At 32.7% G+C, this 19,920-nt stretch carries 15 protein-coding genes; 10 read left to right on the top strand and 5 right to left on the bottom strand.

What is annotated here, in order from left to right; genetic code table 11:
• The first annotated feature begins 46 nt into the window (after window positions 1-46).
• The 3 genes from LBV24_RS08250 to LBV24_RS08240 all read left to right on the top strand — a co-directional run bounded on the left by LBV24_RS08250 (window position 47) and on the right by LBV24_RS08240 (window position 4,693).
• Window positions 47-2,107: a S9 family peptidase gene (locus LBV24_RS08250; protein ID WP_224478170.1), complete on the top strand. Its 2,061-nt coding sequence runs from the start codon at window positions 47-49 to the stop codon at window positions 2,105-2,107.
• A 73-nt stretch (window positions 2,108-2,180) separates the two neighbouring features.
• The gene (locus LBV24_RS08245; protein ID WP_224478169.1) at window positions 2,181-3,218 is read left to right on the top strand and encodes a PLP-dependent cysteine synthase family protein; all 1,038 of its coding nucleotides are present in this window, start codon (window positions 2,181-2,183) and stop codon (window positions 3,216-3,218) included.
• A gap of 215 nt (window positions 3,219-3,433) precedes the next feature.
• Window positions 3,434-4,693, top strand: coding sequence for an aminotransferase class I/II-fold pyridoxal phosphate-dependent enzyme (locus LBV24_RS08240; protein ID WP_224478168.1), 1,260 nt, complete (start codon window positions 3,434-3,436; stop codon window positions 4,691-4,693).
• Window positions 4,694-4,749: 56 nt separating this feature from the next.
• Here LBV24_RS08240 and LBV24_RS08235 read toward each other — a convergent pair whose 3' ends face one another.
• On the bottom strand, window positions 4,750-5,871 hold the full coding sequence (locus LBV24_RS08235; protein WP_224478167.1) for a GNAT family N-acetyltransferase: 1,122 nt from the start codon (window positions 5,869-5,871) through the stop codon (window positions 4,750-4,752).
• A 24-nt stretch (window positions 5,872-5,895) separates the two neighbouring features.
• The gene (locus tag LBV24_RS08230) at window positions 5,896-6,789 is read right to left on the bottom strand and encodes a transporter (protein WP_224478166.1); all 894 of its coding nucleotides are present in this window, start codon (window positions 6,787-6,789) and stop codon (window positions 5,896-5,898) included.
• A gap of 103 nt (window positions 6,790-6,892) precedes the next feature.
• Here LBV24_RS08230 and LBV24_RS08225 point away from each other — a divergent pair, with 103 nt between their 5' ends.
• From LBV24_RS08225 to LBV24_RS08210, 4 genes are all read left to right on the top strand, one after another.
• A complete protein-coding gene (locus LBV24_RS08225) occupies window positions 6,893-7,183 on the top strand; it encodes a DUF4834 family protein (protein ID WP_224478165.1) in 291 nt (96 codons plus the stop codon).
• A 64-nt stretch (window positions 7,184-7,247) separates the two neighbouring features.
• Window positions 7,248-9,686: a YfhO family protein gene (locus LBV24_RS08220; protein ID WP_224478164.1), complete on the top strand. Its 2,439-nt coding sequence runs from the start codon at window positions 7,248-7,250 to the stop codon at window positions 9,684-9,686.
• 9 nt (window positions 9,687-9,695) lie between these two features.
• Window positions 9,696-10,985 carry a glycosyltransferase family 4 protein gene (locus LBV24_RS08215; protein ID WP_224478163.1) on the top strand — a complete coding sequence of 430 codons (1,290 nt, stop codon included), beginning with the start codon at window positions 9,696-9,698 and terminating at the stop codon, window positions 10,983-10,985.
• Between the two features lie 48 nt (window positions 10,986-11,033).
• A complete protein-coding gene (locus LBV24_RS08210; protein WP_224478162.1) occupies window positions 11,034-12,491 on the top strand; it encodes an oligosaccharide flippase family protein in 1,458 nt (485 codons plus the stop codon).
• 86 nt (window positions 12,492-12,577) lie between these two features.
• On the opposite strand, the gene LBV24_RS08205 is transcribed toward LBV24_RS08210, so the two are convergent.
• A complete protein-coding gene (locus tag LBV24_RS08205; RefSeq protein WP_224478161.1) occupies window positions 12,578-13,936 on the bottom strand; it encodes a hypothetical protein in 1,359 nt (452 codons plus the stop codon).
• A 165-nt stretch (window positions 13,937-14,101) separates the two neighbouring features.
• On the bottom strand, window positions 14,102-14,800 hold the full coding sequence (locus LBV24_RS08200) for a hypothetical protein (protein WP_224478160.1): 699 nt from the start codon (window positions 14,798-14,800) through the stop codon (window positions 14,102-14,104).
• A 221-nt stretch (window positions 14,801-15,021) separates the two neighbouring features.
• Between LBV24_RS08200 and LBV24_RS08195 the strand changes: the two genes are divergently transcribed.
• A complete protein-coding gene (locus LBV24_RS08195; RefSeq protein ID WP_224478159.1) occupies window positions 15,022-16,104 on the top strand; it encodes a DUF3667 domain-containing protein in 1,083 nt (360 codons plus the stop codon).
• Here the strand turns inward: LBV24_RS08195 and uvrA are convergent.
• On the bottom strand, window positions 16,101-18,893 hold the full coding sequence (gene uvrA / locus LBV24_RS08190) for an excinuclease ABC subunit UvrA (RefSeq protein WP_224478158.1): 2,793 nt from the start codon (window positions 18,891-18,893) through the stop codon (window positions 16,101-16,103). The genes LBV24_RS08195 and uvrA overlap by 4 nt on opposite strands.
• Before the next feature lie 237 nt (window positions 18,894-19,130).
• Between uvrA and LBV24_RS08185 the strand changes: the two genes are divergently transcribed.
• On the top strand, window positions 19,131-19,715 hold the full coding sequence (locus LBV24_RS08185; RefSeq protein ID WP_224478157.1) for an RNA polymerase sigma factor: 585 nt from the start codon (window positions 19,131-19,133) through the stop codon (window positions 19,713-19,715).
• 57 nt (window positions 19,716-19,772) lie between these two features.
• Complete coding sequence (locus LBV24_RS08180; RefSeq protein WP_181855252.1) at window positions 19,773-19,916, top strand: hypothetical protein; 144 nt, start codon at window positions 19,773-19,775, stop codon at window positions 19,914-19,916.
• Window positions 19,917-19,920 lie beyond the last annotated feature (4 nt).

Raw genomic sequence — 19,920 nt, 5'->3', positions numbered from 1 at the left:
AATTAGTAAATTGCCCAACTTTTCTAGTCTAAATAATTATAAAGCAATGTTAAAGAAATCAAATTCAATTTATCCAATAGCGAAGAAAAAGCCACAGAGATTAGAAATGCATGGTGATGTGCGAATCGACAACTACTTTTGGATGAATGAAAGAGAAAATAAAGAGGTAATTGATTACTTAAAGGCTGAAAATAATTATTGTGATGAGAAAATGTCTCATACAAAGGAATTTCAAGAAAGTTTATTCATAGAAATGAAGGCTAGAATAAAAGAAGATGATTCGTCTGTGCCTTATAAATACAATGGTTACTGGTATATCACAAAGTTTGAGAAAGGCAAAGATTATCCCATTTATACTCGAAAAAAAGATTCTCTAGATAACCCTGAGGAACTCCTTTTTGATTGCAATGAAATGGCAGAAGGGCATAATTATTTCAAAATTGTTGGTATAAGTATTAGCCCAGACAATAAATTGGTGTCCTATGGAATTGATCTAACAGGTAGACGTCAATATACGATTTATATAAAAAATTTAGTTACTCGAGAGATTCTTAAGGATTCAATGGAAAGCACAACTGGTTCATCCAGTTGGGCAAATGATAATAAAACAATCTTCTATACAAAGAAGGATCAAGTTACCTTAAGAGCACATCAAATCTACAAGCACAAGCTCGGAGATAATCAGGATGACTTGTTATTTGAAGAAGGTGATACTACATTTGGTGTTACAGTTTACAAGACCAAATCAAGAAGATATATCATCATTGCTTGTTACAGTACATTAACTAACGAATATCATATTTTAGATGCTGATAAACCAGAGGGTAAGTTTCAATTATTTCAAGAAAGAATAAGAGGTGTAGAATACAGTATTTCTCATTACAAGGATCATTTTTTCGTTCTGACTAATAAAGACAATTCTACCAACTTCAAATTAATGAAAACTTCAATACATGATACTTCCATTGAAAAATGGGAAGATGTAGTTTCTCACCGAAATGATGTTTTAATTGAAAACATAGATATTTTTAAGGATTATTTGGTAATTAGTGAACGGAGCAATGGCTTAAACCAAATAAGGATAAAACGTTGGGATAATCATGAGGACTATTATTTACCTTTTGATAATGAGACGTATACATGCTACACTACTACTAATATTGAATTTGATACTGATGTCTTAAGATATGGATACAATTCCTTAACAACACCTGCTTCTATTATAGAATATAATCTAAAAACCAAATCAAAGATAGTTTTAAAAGAACAGGAAGTCTTAGGAGGTAAATTCAAAAAAGAAAATTATATATCAGAAAGAATCTGGGCCAAGGCAGAAGACGGAGCTAAGATTCCAATTTCAATTGTATATAAAAAAGGGATTAAAAAAAATGGAAAAAATCCATTGTTGCAATATGCTTATGGAAGTTATGGTTCTACAGTAGACCCATATTTTTCAACTATTAGACTGAGTTTATTAGATAGAGGATTTATTTATGCGATAGCTCATGTGCGGGGTGGAGAATATCTAGGAAGGCCATGGTATGAAGATGGTAAGTTGCTTAATAAGAAAAATTCATTTTCAGATTTCATAAATTGTTCAATTGAGCTAATAAAACAAAGATTTACATCATCTAAACATTTATATGCAATGGGAGGTAGTGCAGGTGGACTATTAATTGGTGCTGTTATCAATGAGGCACCAGAATTATATAATGGAGTAATTGCGGCAGTTCCTTTTGTAGATGTTATCACCACAATGCTAGATGATTCTATACCACTTACTACAGGTGAATATGATGAATGGGGAAACCCTAATGATAAGTTATATTATGACTATATGAAATCTTATTCGCCATATGACAATGTAGAAGCAAAAAAATACCCTCATATGCTTGTAACTTCAGGTTTGCATGATTCTCAAGTACAATATTGGGAACCAACAAAATGGGTTGCCAAATTAAGAGAGTTGAAAACAGATTCTAATCAGCTGTACCTAAGAACCAATATGGATGCAGGACATGGCGGTGCTTCTGGCCGATTTGAGAGTCTAAGAGAAGATGCAGAAGAATTTGCTTTCCTATTAGATCTTGAAGGAATAAGGGGCTGATTTAAAAAAAAATGTTACTTTTGCGAGGTTTAAGTCATCAATTTGTTAAATTGGTGAGCGATAAATAGCATTTATGAGTAAAAACAAAAATGTATTTGATAACGTACTACAGCTGATTGGTAGTACACCCTTAATCAAATTAAACAAGATGACTGCCGATTTCGACGGTGATTTTTACGCGAAAGTAGAAGCTTTTAATCCAGGTCACTCCTCTAAAGATAGAATAGCACTACACATTATTGAAGAAGCAGAGCGACAAGGAATTTTAACTCCTGGTGATACTATAATTGAAACTACATCTGGTAACACTGGTTTTAGTATCGCTATGGTAAGCATAATTAAAGGATATGAATGCATTCTTGCGGTGAGTTCAAAGTCTTCTGCGGATAAAATTGATATGTTAAAGTCAATGGGAGCAAAAGTATATGTTTGCCCTGCCCATGTTAATGCAGATGATCCTAGATCTTACTATCAAGTTGCAAAACGCCTTCATGAAGAAATCAAGGGTTCTATTTATATAAATCAATATTTTAATCAATTGAATATTGATGCACACTACAACACAACAGGTCCGGAAATTTGGGATCAGACCGAAGGTGAAATAACACACCTTGTGGCTTGTAGTGGAACTGGTGGAACTATTTCAGGGATTGCCAAATATTTGAAAGAGCAAAATCCTAATATTAAGATAATTGGCGTTGATGCCTATGGTTCGGTATTGAAAAAATACCATGAAACCAGAGAATTTGATGACAAAGAGATTTATCCATATAGAATTGAAGGATTAGGCAAAAATTTAATTCCAACTGCAACAGATTTTGATGCAATTGATAAGTTTGTCAAGGTAACAGATGAAGAAAGTGCCCATACAGCAAGAGAAATTTCTAATACAGAAGGACTTTTTGTAGGATATACGAGTGGTGCCGCGATGCAGGCAATCAAACAATTAAATGAAGAAGGAGAATTCAAATCAACTGATAAGGTTGTTGTGGTTTTCCCAGACCATGGTTCAAGATATATGAGCAAGGTCTATAGCGATAAATGGATGGAAGATCAAGGATTCTTTGATAGTAAGCATGAAGTACATACTACAATAGAGTATATAAAATAAATTTATTTTAATAATAGATAAAGCCTATCATGGTAATACTGTGATAGGTTTTTTTATGTTGAAAACAGTGTGAATAGTCAATAAAAATAAATTATGCTGTCATAATATTATTAACTAATTTTGCACGAACTAACAAGATTAAATTAACTAAACTTTAAGAGTTTATTTATGTGATTGAAAAGCACTATTTAAACGATTAATGGCAAACGTAACTAATGAAAGATTTATTTGAGAAAATTTATAGAGATAAGGGTCCTTTAGGTAAATGGGCATCTCAGGCAGAAGGTTATTTTGTGTTTCCTAAATTAGAAGGTCAAATCTCTAATAGAATGAATTTTCAAGGTAAAGAGGTTATTACATGGAGTATTAACGATTACCTTGGTTTAGCCAATCATCCAGAAGTAAGAAAAGTTGATGCGGAAGCTGCCAAGCAATATGGCTCAGCCTATCCAATGGGTGCCAGAATGATGTCTGGTCATACTGAATTACATGAACAATTACAAAATGAACTTGCTGAGTTTGTTAATAAAGAAGCAGCCTATCTTTTAAATTTTGGTTATCAAGGTATCATGTCTACAATTGATGCTTTAGTGGCTAAAGACGATATTATAGTGTATGATGTTGATGCTCATGCATGTATCATAGATGGTGTTCGTTTACACATGGGCAAAAGATTTACCTACAAGCACAATGATGTTGCTAGTTTAGAAAAGAATCTTGAGAGAGCTACAAAGATGGCTGAGCAGACTGGAGGAGGAATTCTTGTAATTTCTGAAGGAGTATTTGGAATGAGAGGTGAGCAAGGTAGATTGAAGGAAATCGTTGAGCTTAAGAAAAAGTTTAATTTCAGGTTCCTTGTTGATGATGCGCATGGTTTCGGTACTTTAGGTGCAACAGGTGCTGGTGCGGGTGAAGAACAAGGTGTGCAAGACGAGATTGATGTGTATTTTGCAACATTTGCAAAATCTATGGCCAGTACCGGAGCTTTTATAGCTGCTGATCAGGAAATAATAGATTATTTGAAATATAATCTGCGCTCTCAAATGTTTGCAAAATCATTACAAATGCAACTAGTGGTAGGTGCATTAAAGCGTTTAGAAATGCTAAAAACAATGCCAGAGTTAAAGCAAAACCTTTGGACTATTGTAGACGCATTGCAATCAGGATTAAAAGAAAGAGGATTTGATATAGGTACAACTCAAAGTTGTGTTACTCCCGTTTATTTAAAGGGTAGTATACCAGAGGCAATGGCATTGGTAAGAGATTTAAGAGAGAATCATGGTATTTTCTGTTCCATTGTTGTTTATCCTGTTATTCCAAAGGGATTGATTTTGTTGAGAATGATACCTACAGCAACCCATACTTTGGAAGATGTTAAACTAACTTTAGATGCGTTTGATGCAATTAGAGAACGTTTAACAAACGGAACATATAAAAGAATGTCTGCAGCTCTAATCGCTGCAATGGGAGAGTAATCATTACTTTATCATCATAAAAATAAAAGACCTTGGAATACAAGGTCTTTTTCATTTTAATATAAATATTTTTTAAAAGTCTTTCGTCGTTTATAAACCACAGTGTCAAAATGTTTCCAAATTTTATGTATTGCCTCATTATCCTCTAACTCTGGAGTTCTATAACAATATTCGATACCTTTTGCTTTAAACGTCTCATAATATTCATTGAAAATAACTGCGTGAACACCCTTGTTTTGGTAATCTGGATGAATACCTATTAGGTAGAAAATAACATCTTTACTTTTCTTCTTAGCTTTTAATATATGTCGAAAGCCAAACGGAAATATTCTACCCTTAGCTTTTTGTAATGCTTCTGCAAATCGAGGCATAACAATTGCAAATCCAATGAGATTGTCGTCAGCATCTACCACAAATTTTATGTATTCAGGATTCACAAAACTTATAAATTTTTTCTTGAAATACTCTTTTTGGATATCTGTGATTTCAACAAATGATGAAAGTGCTGCATAACTTTCGTTGAATAAATCAAACATTTTATCCGCATACGGCATTACTTCTGAGGTTTTAGTAAACTTAAGCGCTCTGAGTTTATAACGACGTTTAATAAGCTCCTGAGCCTTTACAAAGGCTTCGGGCGTAACATTCTTAAATGGAAATTTACTTTCAGAATATTCTTTTTCTATTTTGTAGCCGTGCTTTAAATAGTGATCAACATAATATGGATGGTTATACCAAGTAATCATAGTAGAAACACTATCAAATCCTTCAGTCATAACACCTACCTTATCTAAATTAGAAAATCCTACAGGACCCTCAGCGTAGTCTAATTTATGTTCTCTACCAATGTTCTCAACAACTTCCAACAATGATTTGCTAACTTCTAAATCATCGATAAAGTCAAACCAACCGAAACGCATCTTCTTTTGCTTTTGGCCCTTAATCTCTAACCAATTTACAATTGCAGCGACTCTACCAACAACTTGGTTTCCTTTGTAAGCCAAGAAAAACCTAGCATCTGCATCTTTAAATACAGGGTTTTTGTCCTTATTAAAAGTTTTTACTTCTTCTGATATAATAGGAGGAACCCAAAATTTTGAGTCCTCATATAGTTTAAATGGAAATTTGACAAAGGTTCTAAGGCCCGATTTTGAAGAAACTTCTTTTATTGTAATCATATAGTTGGTTGAGATGGTATTAGTCTAATATCCGTTATCAATTTTCTTGTCTTTATGAAAATCTAAACGGTACGACGCACCAAATGCTATATTAAATACTGATGGTGTATCTTTTGTATTAAATGCAATATTGGCATCTAATTGAAAATCTTTATCCCAAAGATAGGCGCCACCGACTCTAAAAATATTATCAGCATAAAAATCACTATTAATGCCTTGTGCCTCGCCAAAAATAACCCATTGAGGATTGAATGAATGGGTTAATGTTAGAATGTATTGAAAAATTGAATCATCTGATCCGATTCTGTCTTGAATTAAATTCATTACAAAAACCCAACCTCCATTAAAATTATTTTGAGTTGCTATCATTACTTTTGGGCTAAACCCTTCAACACTTGCCGCTGTGTACGGGTTTGGGTCACTATCATAATTTGCACCTACGTAAACCGCCACAGCAGGGATTAATGATTTCCATTTAAATTTTCTATTTCCACGATAGCTATACAGATTTGGTTTATCGTCTTCCGCATTTTTATAAGGATCATAAACCAAATATTTAGCGCCTAGTGTAAAATTTTTAAAATTAGATCTTTTGTTTTCTACAGGGATTGCAGCATTGTTAAATGTTATTTTATCATTCTGGTAAATGCCATCAAGTGAAAATTCAAGTTGTTCAAACAGTACACCATATCTAATGGAAAAATCAAGTCCAAATCCACCTACTTCATAGTTAAGGGGTGTATGCTCTTCTTTAACGGTAAATGCTCCAGCTTCAAATTGAAGAATACCTGTGCCAACAGAGAATGCACTTTCTGAGACACCTGGTCTGTTGGAATTTATGACTTCTGTATATTGACCAAAGGCTGTAAAAAAACTGAATGAAATAAGTAAGGTAAGTAGTGATCTGAGAATTTTCATTGGTTTTTGTTTAAATTCAAATATATATATTTTATAGTTTTTTTAGGGAATTATAACGTATTATAAATTATGATAATTGTATTTTTGATTAGAATTTGATAATATGATATATACGGCGTCGGTAATGGGATTATTGAGAACTATATTAATTATTTTACTAATCTATTTTGGATTAAAGATATTGTCACGCATTTTTGCTCCATTACTTTTGCGTTTTGTTGCTAAGAAGGCAGAGCAACGATTTGGAGATCAATTCGGTGGTTTTCAAAATCAAAACAATCGTCAGAATGACCGCAGAAAAGAAGGTGAGACTGTAATAGATAAAATGCCGAATAAGTCTAAAAATTCAAATGATAAAGTAGGAGAATATATAGATTACGAGGAAATAGAGTAAGTCATATCAAATTCTTTTCAAAAAAATAACTACTTTTCAGAATCATTCAAATTTTTCATAATTCATGTCGTTTTCTTTGAAGAAATTTCTTCCGCATCTTTTTGTTTTACTAGGATTCGTTATTTTGTCATTGGCTTACTTTAGCCCAGTATTGGAGGGTAAAAAGATCTTCCAAAGCGATATCATGCATTATATAGGCATGGCCCAACAGCAAAAAGAATTTGCAAAAACAACGGGTGAGGAAACCTATTGGACCAATAGTGCGTTTGGAGGTATGCCGACTTATCAATTAGGTGCTAAATACCCACATAACTATATAAAGAAACTAGACTTAACCTTACGCTTTTTGCCAAGACCTGCAGATTACCTTTTTCTGTATTTTCTTGGTTTTTATATATTATTATTAAGCTTGAAGGTTGATTTTAAATTGGCTGCTTTTGGTGCCTTAGCCTTTGGGTTTTCAACGTATTTGATAATTATTCTTGGTGTAGGCCATAATTCTAAAGCACATGCTATTGCCTACATGCCTATGGTATTGGCTGGCATAATATTAACTTTTAGAAAAAGGTATGTTTTAGGATTTCTATTAACCACAATAGCACTAGGATTAGAAATTGTAGCCAATCATTTTCAAATGACCTACTACCTGTTATTGTTAGTTTTAGTACTAGGAATAACATATCTCATTGATGCATATAGAAAAAAACTAGTGCCTCACTTTTTTAAATCTGTTGGGATTTTAATTGTAGCTGCCATAATTGCTGTTGGTTTAAATGCCACCAACTTTTTGGCCACTCAAGAATATGTCAAGGAAAGTACTCGCGGTAAAAGCGAACTGACTATTAATCCTGATGGTTCACCAAAGGAGGTCTCAACAGGTTTGTCTAACGAATACATAACAGAATATAGCTATGGGATTTGGGAAACCTTTAATCTTTACATTCCTAAATTTATGGGTGGTGGAAATTCGGAAGATGTCGGAAAGGAAAGCGCAACTTACAAAGCTTATGTAAATCTTGGTGCATCGCCTATTGAAGCATTAGAAGCATCAAGAGAAGCACCTATGTATTGGGGAGATCAGCCAATAGTAGAAGCACCAGCTTACGTTGGCGCAGTAATTATTTTCTTATTTGTTCTTGGGCTGTTTTTAGTGAAAGGAAGATTAAAATGGTGGTTAGTTGGTGGTACTATTCTTTCATTGCTATTGTCCTACGGTAAGAATTTAGATTTCCTTACTAATTTCTTTATTGAATATGTGCCGTTGTACAATAAATTTAGAGCAGTGAGTTCAATACAGGTCATTCTTGAATTATGTATGCCTATACTAGGTGTTTTTGCATTAGTACGTTTGTTTAATGACTTTCAAAAAAATGAAGAGAAATTAAGGTATTTAAAATACACAGTAATTATTACGGCAGGTCTTTGTGTTGTGTTTCTACTATTTAAATCCTCTCTTTTTGATTTTGAAGGATTACGCGATGATAGATTCGCTCAGGCTTATGGTCAGCCCTTCGTAGACGCTCTAATTGAAGATAGAAAAGCATTGTTCACTTCTGACACCCTAAGAACACTGATTTTAGTTTTGCTGTCCGCAGGAACCGTATTTCTTTTTTTAAAGGAAAAGCTCTCAGAAAAAAAGGTTGTAATTGTGTTTGTAATTTTAGTTCTGTTTGATTTGGTTATGGTTGATCGAGAATACGTAAATAGTAGTAATTTTAAATCTGCACGAATTGTTGATATGCCATATCAGGCAAACGCGGCAGATAAGGAAATATTGAAGGATAAAAGTCATTTTAGAGTCTTGGACATGTCGTCTCAAGGTCAGAGTCAACCTGGAAAGGCTGCATATTTCCATAATTCTTTATTTGGTTACCATGCCGCTAAACTTGGACGTTATAATGAACTACTAGATTTTCATGTTTATAGAAACAACATGAATGTCTTAAACATGCTTAATACAAAGTATATTATCATTGAAGAGCAAGGCCAAGTACTGCCTTATACAAATAAAGAAACCAATGGTAATGCTTGGTTTATTAGGGAATTTGAAATTGTTGAAACTGCTAATGAAGAAATAAAAGCTCTCGATAGTTTAGATACAAAATTGAAGGCAGTAATTCAAAAATCACTATTAAGTTCGAATATTTTAAAAGAAAGTTATTCACTAGATTCAATTGCTTCGATAGAGTTAAAAGAATTTAAACCTAACTACTTAAAGTATGAAACCAACAATAGCAATGATGCTTTTGCTGTATTTTCAGAGATATATTACCAGCCAGGTTGGATTTCGTTAATAGACGGTCAAGAAGTCCCTCATCAACGTGTAAATTATGTTTTAAGAGGGATGTCAATACCAAAAGGTAACCATATAATCGAATTTAAATTTGAACCTCAAGTAGTTAAAACAGGTAGTAACATTGCATTGGCCAGTTCTGCAGTTTTAGGTATTTTGTTAGTCGTAGGACTCTTCTTTGAGTTTAAACGTAAAAAAATTGATGCTTAGTTTATAGTAATGTCATCAAAGAAAGTCTTAGTGATTACCTATTACTGGCCACCAGCTGGTGGCCCTGGTGTGCAACGCTGGTTGAAATTCGTAAAGTATTTAGTAGATTTTAATGCAACACCATTTGTTTTTTGTCCTGAAAATCCAAGTTACCCAATAGTTGATGAGACTTTAGTTAATGAAATACCAGAGGGTATAGAAATAGTTAAGCGTCCAATTAAAGAACCCTATCGATTTGCTAGTGCATTTTCAAGTAAAAGCACAAAAAACATAAGCTCAGGGATAATACCGAAGTCAAAGAAACAATCTCTAATAGAAAAACTATTACTTTTTATAAGAGGCAACTTTTTCATTCCTGATGCACGTAAAAATTGGATTAAGCCATCGGTGAAATTTCTTTCAAAGTTTATTTCAGAAAATGATATTGATTCAATAATTACTTCAGGTCCACCTCATAGTTTGCATTTAATAGGATTAGCTTTAAAAAACACAATAGGAGTGAAGTGGATTGCAGATTTTAGAGATCCATGGACAACCATAGGATATCACAAAGAAATGAAGTTAACTTCTAGAGCTAAGAAAAAGCATAGAACCCTCGAATCAAGAGTACTGAACAATGCTGATGAGATAATTGTCACTAGTAACAATACTAAAGCCGAGTTTTCGTCTAAAACAAAACAGCCCATTACAGTAATAACAAATGGTTATGATAGTCATAATGTAACAATTGATAAGAAGGATGAAAAGTTTACCTTCTCACATATTGGATCTTTATTATCTGAGAGAAATCCGCAAGTGTTGTGGGAAGTACTTTCAGAAATCATTTCTGAAAGTGAGGATTTTGCCGAAAACTTTCAATTGAATTTAATTGGAGTTGTGAGCGAGGAAGTAATTCAATCAATTAGGTACCATCAGCTTGATAAATACATGAATATAATGGGCTATGTTGAACATAAAGAAGCTTTGGCTTATCAAATGAAATCTCAAGTATTATTGTTAATTGAAATAGATTCTGAGGATACAAAATCAATAATACCAGGTAAAGTTTTTGAATATTTGATTTCTGAAACTCCAATTTTAGCCATTGGCCCATCTGATTCTGATGTGGAGAAAATAATAAAATCAACAAATACTGGGTTTTATTTCACCTATGATGACAAGGATAATCTAAAGACTAAAATTTTATCATTATTTGCGGATTATAAGTCGCAGAATATTGAAGTAAATGCAGTTGGCCTAGAACAATATAGCCGTAAATCTTTAACCGAAAAATTGAGTAAAATTATTCATAGGGTTTAATAATGAAGCTTTAATCATAAATAAAATTAAGTTGTAAATTGCCTTGCAATGGGCATCATTTTAAAACAATCTTTCAAAAATACCATTAGTACTTATCTAGGTTTTGGTATAGGTGCTATTAATACGCTTTTTCTTTATACCAATTTTTTAACTGATCAATATTATGGATTAGTCGCATTTTTGTTATCTACAGCCAATATTATGATGCCATTTATGGCGTTTGGCGTTCATAATGCGATAATAAAATATTATTCTTCTTTTAAAGCAAAAAATAGTATTAATGGATTCCTAACATTGATGCTGTTCCTCCCATTAATCTTTATTATTCCAGTTGGGATTATAGGTTATTTCTCATATGAAACTATAGGTTCCTTTCTTTCTAGAGAAAATTCAATTGTAGAAAATTATACATGGCATATTTTTATTTTGGCTATTGCCATGGCCTATTTTGAGATCTTTTTTGCGTGGACAAAAGTGCAAATGCAAACTGTTTTTGGAAATATAATGAAAGAAGTTTTCCATAGAGTGGCTATAATGATTTTGTTATTCGCAGTTTATCTTAATTGGCTTAGCATAGATGAGTTCATTATTGGATTGGTAGGAGTTTACGTATTAAGAATGCTAATAATGAAGTTATATGCCTATACTGTTAGATTTCCAAAATTTGTATTTCAATTACCAAATAATTTATCATCTATATTTAAGTATGCTGTATTAATGATAATTGCTGGCTCTGTTGCAATGTTGATATTGGATATAGACAAGTTTATGATAGGCATACTAATAGAAGATATTGAACAAGTAGCATATTACAGTGTAGCAATATTTATAGCTACGGTCATTGCTGTGCCACAGCGAGCTATGCATCAAATTATGATGCCGTTAACAGCGAAGTATTTAAATGATAATGATTTAAATGCGCTTGAAGATTTGTATAAACGTAGTTCCATGACTCTATTGGTAGTAAGTGGTTTTATTTTTTTACTAATAGTTTTAAATATTAATCAGCTTTATCTTATCCTACCAGAAGAATTTACTGGTGGCCTATTTGTTGTTTTTATTGTCAGTCTAGCTAAACTCTATGATAACAGTTTAGGAAATAATAATGCCATACTTTTTAATAGCGAATACTATAAGATGGTTCTATATTTTGGTGTTTTTCTTGCGATTACTGCTATAGTTTTAAATATTATTTTTATTCCAAGGTATGGAATTGAAGGTTCTGCACTTGCCACTTTTTTAGCAATTGTATTTTATAATACGGTGAAAATCCTTTTTGTTAAACGGAAATTTAATATACAACCGTTTTCAGCTGAATCGTTGAAAATATGCCTTTTAATAGTAGTTTCGGTTCTAGTTATGTATTTCTGGGAATTTCCGTTCCATCCAATTCTTAACATAGCATTAAAATCTACTTTAATTGGGGTTTTATACTTTGTGAGTATTTATAAATTAAATGTTTCAGAAGACGTTAATGAACAAATAAAAAGGTACCTAAAGTTTTAAGTAACTATATAAATGAGAAGTCCCGCAAGGTGCTCTGAGGCATACAGCATGCGGGACTTCTACTAACCAACCAAAAAAATCATTTTTTATCCTCTTGCTCGTCTTGAACTTGATCTGGTAGAACTTTGGTTGCTTTTTCTACTGCTTTTAAATCTTGCCGATACTGACGATGACTTTCTCTTATTTTGTATTGTACTTCTTTGTCTACTGTTTTTCGATGTTGTTCTACCATATGTACGAGAACTAGTCGAATTTGGTTTTCTAACAGAAGTACTTTTTGTTCCTGTTCGTTTATTGGACACAGAAGATCTACTTCTGGTCACATTTTCTTTTAAATTTCTTGAACGTGTATTGTTATTTAATCTACTTGTTCTATTTTGAGATGTTACTCTTGAGCTAGATCGAGAACTAGTAGCGTTACTATTTCTATCACTTCTTGATCTACTTAAAGTATTTTCTCTAGAATTTGTTCTCGTGTTAACACCACGTTCAACATTTCTACTATTAGATCTAGTGTTTACTCCACGCTCAACATTTCTGCTATTGGATCTGGTACTCAGACTACGTTCAGAGTTTCTAGATGAAGAGCGAGATGTTAATGACCCTGATCTATTAGTCGTTCCAGAGCGCATAGTACCAGAATTACTTGCAATACGTGTAGATCTAGACCTTGTAATTTCTGCATTTCTTCGTTCTACTGATCTCTGAATATTTCGTTCCGTTCTATTTCGAGGAGTTTGAGCATATCTATTTGAGTTTCTAGTAGATGCATTACGTCTTCCATATTGTGGGTTACCACGTCTTCCATTGTGCACATTATAATATCTTACATTGTTTCTGTATGGTCTATACCAAATATGTCGTACAGGCGTGTAAAACTGTCTGTATGGATATGTGTTTATTACACAGAAGCTTACCGGTGGAATTGCATAGTATCTATGCCATGGTCTCCAAACATAACCTCTGTTATAGACATTTATAAACCCATCATATCTCCAGAAAGCATTATTTCTGTAATAAATGTTTAATCCACCAATTCTATTAATTCTTCCAAACCCGTTATAATTGATAAAGATGTTACCTATTTGGTTTACCCTACCATAATAATCATAGAAGATCGGTGTATTTTCTATTTGAATAATGGCACCATAACCATCGTACTGTACGTATGCATTATAATCAAAACCAGTATTAAAGCTTAAAGCAAAGCCTGGTCTATTGATGCCAACGCTAACATTTGGTCCATATTGAGGCATGTAGAAATCAAACTGACCATCTGGGTATACAGAGAATTCAATACCTGCTTCCATAAATATGAAAGAATTACCGTAACCTCTCACATAATTATTAATTGAAGCATCAGCTTCCTTTGAACTTGTGTTGGTTGCAAATGCAGTGGTACTAGCCGTCACCAAAACTGCAATAAAATATAGTAATCGTTTCATAGTAAAAGGGTTTTAAAATTATACTCATTATCTATTAAACAAACAGCGTGCCAAAAAACTTAAAAGTCTGATTGTTAGCGAGATATATTAAAAGTAAAACCCTGAATTATTTGGGGTAATATTCAGGGTTTTGAAACCACTAAGAAATTCTTAATGGACTATAAATCAGTCTGAAATTTTGCTTTTCAGCTTTTTCTGTTTTTTGACTTTTCCATCTTTTTTATAATAGAAGTATCTATCATCATCCCAGTCATCATCCCAATAATCATTATCCCATCTATTGTTTCTTTGTCCTCTTCTATCATAATATCGATCTGATTCAAAATCATTAAAACCATATATACCATTACCTGGATTTCCAAAGTTTATTTGTCCACGCGTACCGGTCATAATACCATGTCTGCTGTATAAAACTCTCAACCCTCCAACTTGACGCAGTAAACCACGTCTGTAATCCATATATACTGAACCTGCCCTGATAATTCTTCCAAATCTGTCATAATTAATAAATACATTTCCAATACGCCTGACTCTTCCGAGTCTATCATGTCTCACAAGTGTTCCTCGGTTAGATCTTCCGTAAACATGCCCGGGAGCTCCGTAATTTCTGCTTCTTCTATTTCGTCTGTCTTTGTAATAGACATCTCGAGGTGAATCATAGAAAATCTCTGTATTAAAGTCAAAGCTTCCATCAGCAAAGATTAAGAATTCTACACCACGCTCTACAAACAAAATAGGTTGTGCATAACGATAGCGTGATGTAATATCTAAATCGATACTTTTAGTTTCAGAAATTTTTTCTGTTGCGGATACAGTTGTTAATCCCATTAACAAACCTGTAAAAAGTAAAACTAATTTTTTCATAGTTGTAAAATTTAGATTTTGCCTACTCATATCTAGCTTTTCGGCTTACGCTATTTGTTAAGCTGTTTTCAATTAGCGTGCCATTATTGTAAACACCATATATTCAGGTGATTAAATGATTTATTGATTACTGTGTTGTTACAATATTTATTTTCAATCTTCTATATTCTGAGTGAAGTGTATTAGAAATTTCACTAATTTTAAACAGACATTAACCAACCATGAGTAACCAACAAGTCAATTGTCAAAATTGCGAACAACCTTATCAAGAAGGGTTTAGATTCTGTCCTCATTGTGGGCAAAAGACCAATGATGATCTCACAATAGGTGTTTTGTTCTACAACACTATTAGTAACTACTTTTCTTTTGATGCTCGTTTTTTAAAGAGTTTTTTGCCATTGATGTTTAAACCAGGTCACTTGGCAAAGGAGTTTATTAAAGGAAAAAGACTGCTCTATTTACATCCTGCCCAGATGTATTTATTTATTTCGGTGATTTTCTTTTTTGTTATTTCATTTAGTACAAGAGAGTTGGTGTCTCAAGCAAATACTTTTAATGAAAAGGTTGTAAAAGGTGATATCGAAACCAAAACGGTTAATACTGATAGTGTAGAAGCTGTTCTCGATTCAATACAGTTAGAGAAAGTATTGAAGCCATTAAAGGAAAATCAAGATAAGTTAGGTCTAAAGGAAGATGATTTAAAAATAGCAGATTCTATAATTAAGAGTGCTAATAATCAACCAAATAATATTAAATCTATTTCTGATTTTAATAAGAAGAAAATTGACTCTATGATTGATGCTGGTTCTGATAAAGAGTTAATTTATAAGGAAATGGGAATGACACATGATGCTAGTTTCTTGGAAAGACGATTTTTTGCTAATATTCTTAATCTTATGGAAGGTAGAGGAGCGGGAGGAATGGTACAGGCCTTTTTTGATAGTATACCAATCGCGATGTTCTTTTTAATGCCGCTGTTTGCCTTTATATTGAAAATTTTCTATTACAATAAAGGGACATACGCGCACCACTTAGTTTTTAGTTTTTACTTTTTCTCATTTCTGTTTACAGTATTTGCAATTTTATTTGCAGTCAACAGATTTGTTTATGATATTCCGGATGGGATTGATTGGCTAATTGCAATTTCAACCTATTTGTATTTTTTAATAGCACTGATAAAATTTTATCGCCAGCACTGGTTGCTAACTTGGTTTAAAAGTGGAATAATCACATTTATTTTTACAATATTTATTATCCCAACTTCATTTTTGCTGTTGTTAGCATTCTCCTTTGTGTTTTATTAATGGAGCTTATCAGATAAGTATTTTCCTGTTATGGATTTTGAATTTTTTATAATTTCTTCAGGTGTCCCGCTTGCTATTAAGTTACCACCTTCTTTGCCGCCTTCTGGGCCGAGATCTATGATATAATCAGCACATTTTATCAAATCAATATTGTGTTCAATTACTATAATTGAATGTCCTTTTTCAATTAGTGCTTGAAATGATTTAAGTAATTTCTGAATATCATGAAAATGTAAGCCTGTGGTAGGTTCATCAAAAATAAAGAGTGCATTATCACTCTTGCTTCCTTTGCCTAAGAATGTTGCAAGCTTTATACGTTGCGCTTCTCCACCAGATAGAGTAGAAGAGGACTGGCCAAGAGTAACATAACCTAATCCTACGTCTTGCAATGGCTGTAGTTTGTTTTTAATTTTAGTTTGACCAGTAGTTTCAAAAAAGTTAATTGCATTATCAATAGTCATATTTAAAATATTATCTATTGTTTTACCTTCAAAGGTTACTTCTAGCACTTCTTTTTTGAATCGTTTACCACCACACGTATCACAGGTTAAATGCACATCTGCCATAAATTGCATTTCTATAGTAACTTCACCCTCACCTTTACATGTCTCACATCGACCACCATCTACATTAAAACTAAAATGTTTGGCTTGGTAATTTCGAATTTTACTTAATTTTTGAGATGCAAATAAAGCTCTAATATCATCATAGGCTTTTACATATGTGACGGGATTAGACCTTGAAGAACGACCAATTGGATTTTGGTCTACAAATTCAACATGTTGTACATTGCTATGGTTACCATTTATTTTGGTGAATTGACCAGCTTTATCACTAAAACCAGTTAACTTTTTCTGTATTGCAGGGTATAAGATTTTCTTAACCAAAGTACTTTTACCACTTCCAGAAACACCAGTAATTACGGTTAACATGCCTAATGGAAAAGTTACATCTATATTTTTCAGGTTATTTTCTCTGGCACCTACAACATCAATGTGATATTTAGTTTTTCTTCGTTTTTTGGGAACTTCAATTTGCAATTCTCCATTTAAATATTTGGCAGTAAGTGTATCAGATTTTAATATATGCTTAAAACCACCTTTAGCGACTACCTCACCACCAAATGTACCAGCCTCAGGTCCAATATCAATAATGGTATCAGCTGCTTTCATTATATCCTCGTCGTGTTCTACCACAACGACTGTATTTCCTAAATCACGAAGAGATTTTAAAACATTAATAAGCCGTTCTGTATCTTTAGGATGAAGCCCAATGCTTGGCTCATCTAATATATACATTGACCCAACTAAACTGCTACCCAATGAGGTTGCAAGATTTATACGTTGACTTTCTCCACCAGAGAGTGAATTTGATTTTCTATTCAACGTTAAATAGCTTAAACCCACATTAGATAAAAATTCTAACCTAGTATTAATTTCAACTAAAAGACGCTTTGCAATTTTTGATTGGTACTTATCTAATTTTAATTCGTTAAAGAATGAAATCAGCTCTTTGATTGGTAAATCAACCAAATCTGTGATAGTAGAATTATTGATTTTAACATTGTTAGCCTCTTCACGTAATCTTTTGCCTTTGCATACATTGCACTTAGTTTTACCACGATAACGAGATAACATTACACGATTTTGAATCTTGTAAGCTTTGGATTCTAATTCGGTAAAAAAGCTATCCAAACCTTCAAAATATTCATTACCAGACCAGACTAAGGCCTTTTGGCTCTCGGTTAATTCAAAAAACGGTTTGTGAATTGGGAAATCAAACTTATGTGAATTATTGACTAGTTGATCTCTGTACCAGCTCATACTTTCACCACGCCATGGGAATATTGCATTTTCATATACAGACAAAGCTGTATTGGGTATTACCAAATCAACGTCAATACCAATGACATCGCCATAACCTTCGCATTTGGGACAAGCACCATAAGGATTGTTAAAACTGAAGAGATGTGCATTTGGTTCTAGAAATGTAATACCGTCTAGTTCAAATTTATTATTAAAGGTAGTTTGCTTGCCTTCATTAACTGTTTCTATTATACATGAACCAACTCCTTCAAAAAACGCGGTTTCAATAGCATCTGCCAACCTGTTTAAAAAATCTTCATCATGCTTAAATACTATTCTATCTACTACCAAGAAAAGATTTTCACTCGATTTAATTCCATTTTTTAGTACCTCGTCAATTCTTGTTACTTCATTATTAATTTTAACCCTAGAATAACCTTGTTTTTGAAGTGTATCTAACTTGTTTTCAATTGATCTGCCTTCCTCTAAAATTATAGGTGATAGGAGCAACAGTTTTGTTCCTTCATCAAAGGATGAAATAAAGTCAATAACGTCTGTTACCGTATGTTTCTTAACCTGTTTACCTGAAATTGGTGAATATGTTTTTCCAATTCTAGCAAAAAGCAATTTTAAATAGTCATAAATTTCAGTTGTAGTACCCACAGTAGAACGTGGGTTTGTAGAATTCACCTTTTGTTCAATTGCAATTGCCGGTGCAATTCCTTTTATGTAATCAACCTTGGGTTTGTTTAACCGACCCAAAAATTGACGAGCATAACTTGAAAGACTCTCTACATATCGTCTTTGGCCCTCTGCATACAAGGTATCAAAGGCCAGGCTTGATTTACCAGAACCCGATAATCCTGTGATAATTACTAGTTCATTCCTAGGAATTACAACATCAATATTTTTAAGATTATGGAGCTGCGCACCCTTTATTATGATATTTTCTTTAGGGTTTACATCTGTGATAGCAGTATTCATAGGTAATCGAGGTGTATAATTTTGCAAAGATACTATAACTTATTAAGCTGATAAAACGCAATAATGTTAGATTAAATGTTAAAATTTAGTAGTAAATTTTGTTTTTTCGGAATGATTGTTGTTATATTTGAGACGTATTCAATTAAAAAACACAGCGTATAGCATAATATTACTTTAATTAAAAAGCTAGAAACCCCAAGCCTAATAGCCTAGTTATTAGGTATTAAAGTAAATATTATGAATAAAGAACTTATCCAAGACGCTGAGTTGGTATCAAATTACATACAAGGCAATGAGAATGCTTTATCAATTTTGATAGAAAGGCATAAGCAAAGAATATATAGCTTTATATATTCTAAAGTTTACGATAGAGATATTACTGAAGATATATTTCAAGATACTTTTATTAAAGTAATTAGAACTTTAAAATTAGGAAAGTATAATGAAGAAGGTAAATTTTTACCTTGGGTAATGCGTATTGCCCATAATTTGGTTATTGATCATTTTAGAAAGAATAGCAGAATGCCCAAGTTTGACAACGCGGGCGAATTCAGTATTTTTTCGGTTTTAAGTGATTCTAGTCTGAACGCAGAAAAATCTATCATTAAAGAGCAAGTAGAAGAAGATGTAAGACGTATTATTGAAGAATTACCAGATGACCAGAAACAAGTATTAATGATGCGTATGTACCAGGATATGAGTTTTAAGGAAATTTCAGAAAGAACTGGTGTTAGTATTAATACAGCATTAGGACGCATGAGGTATGCATTAATCAATATGCGTAAGGTGATAGAACAAAATAATATTGTTTTAACAAATTGATATAATAAAGTAGAATAGATTGCGTTATAACCATATAATAAATCCTAAATTATTAATATGGCAAAAATTTACTCTACTAAAACCCCAAAAAACATTAACCTAAAACCAAAAGATGAAACTGTAAGTTTCCTTTTGAATTATTCTAAGGCTTTAAGTGTTATAAATTATAATAAATTGAAGTTTGAAGCACTTCTAAATTAAGTTG

Origin of the sequence: Winogradskyella vincentii (genome assembly GCF_020166345.1) — a bacterium.
GTDB classification, from domain to species: domain Bacteria; phylum Bacteroidota; class Bacteroidia; order Flavobacteriales; family Flavobacteriaceae; genus Winogradskyella; species Winogradskyella vincentii.
Note: the sequence above shows the minus strand (reverse complement) of the source record. Positions and strands in the feature narration are given on the sequence as shown.

Bases quoted from the DNA above. Each gene is read 5' to 3' on its own strand.
- LBV24_RS08185 (WP_224478157.1), top strand. From the start codon at position 19,131: ATGAATAAAGAACTTATCCAAGACGCTGAGTTGGTATCAAATTACATA.
- LBV24_RS08220 (WP_224478164.1), top strand. From the start codon at position 7,248: ATGTCGTTTTCTTTGAAGAAATTTCTTCCGCATCTTTTTGTTTTACTA.
- LBV24_RS08180 (WP_181855252.1), top strand. From the start codon at position 19,773: ATGGCAAAAATTTACTCTACTAAAACCCCAAAAAACATTAACCTAAAA.
- LBV24_RS08195 (WP_224478159.1), top strand. From the start codon at position 15,022: ATGAGTAACCAACAAGTCAATTGTCAAAATTGCGAACAACCTTATCAA.
- LBV24_RS08225 (WP_224478165.1), top strand. From the start codon at position 6,893: ATGATATATACGGCGTCGGTAATGGGATTATTGAGAACTATATTAATT.
- LBV24_RS08200 (WP_224478160.1), bottom strand. From the start codon at position 14,800: ATGAAAAAATTAGTTTTACTTTTTACAGGTTTGTTAATGGGATTAACA.
- LBV24_RS08235 (WP_224478167.1), bottom strand. From the start codon at position 5,871: ATGATTACAATAAAAGAAGTTTCTTCAAAATCGGGCCTTAGAACCTTT.
- LBV24_RS08215 (WP_224478163.1), top strand. From the start codon at position 9,696: ATGTCATCAAAGAAAGTCTTAGTGATTACCTATTACTGGCCACCAGCT.
- LBV24_RS08205 (WP_224478161.1), bottom strand. From the start codon at position 13,936: ATGAAACGATTACTATATTTTATTGCAGTTTTGGTGACGGCTAGTACC.
- LBV24_RS08230 (WP_224478166.1), bottom strand. From the start codon at position 6,789: ATGAAAATTCTCAGATCACTACTTACCTTACTTATTTCATTCAGTTTT.
- uvrA (WP_224478158.1), bottom strand. From the start codon at position 18,893: ATGAATACTGCTATCACAGATGTAAACCCTAAAGAAAATATCATAATA.
- LBV24_RS08245 (WP_224478169.1), top strand. From the start codon at position 2,181: ATGAGTAAAAACAAAAATGTATTTGATAACGTACTACAGCTGATTGGT.
- LBV24_RS08210 (WP_224478162.1), top strand. From the start codon at position 11,034: ATGGGCATCATTTTAAAACAATCTTTCAAAAATACCATTAGTACTTAT.
- LBV24_RS08250 (WP_224478170.1), top strand. From the start codon at position 47: ATGTTAAAGAAATCAAATTCAATTTATCCAATAGCGAAGAAAAAGCCA.
- LBV24_RS08240 (WP_224478168.1), top strand. From the start codon at position 3,434: ATGAAAGATTTATTTGAGAAAATTTATAGAGATAAGGGTCCTTTAGGT.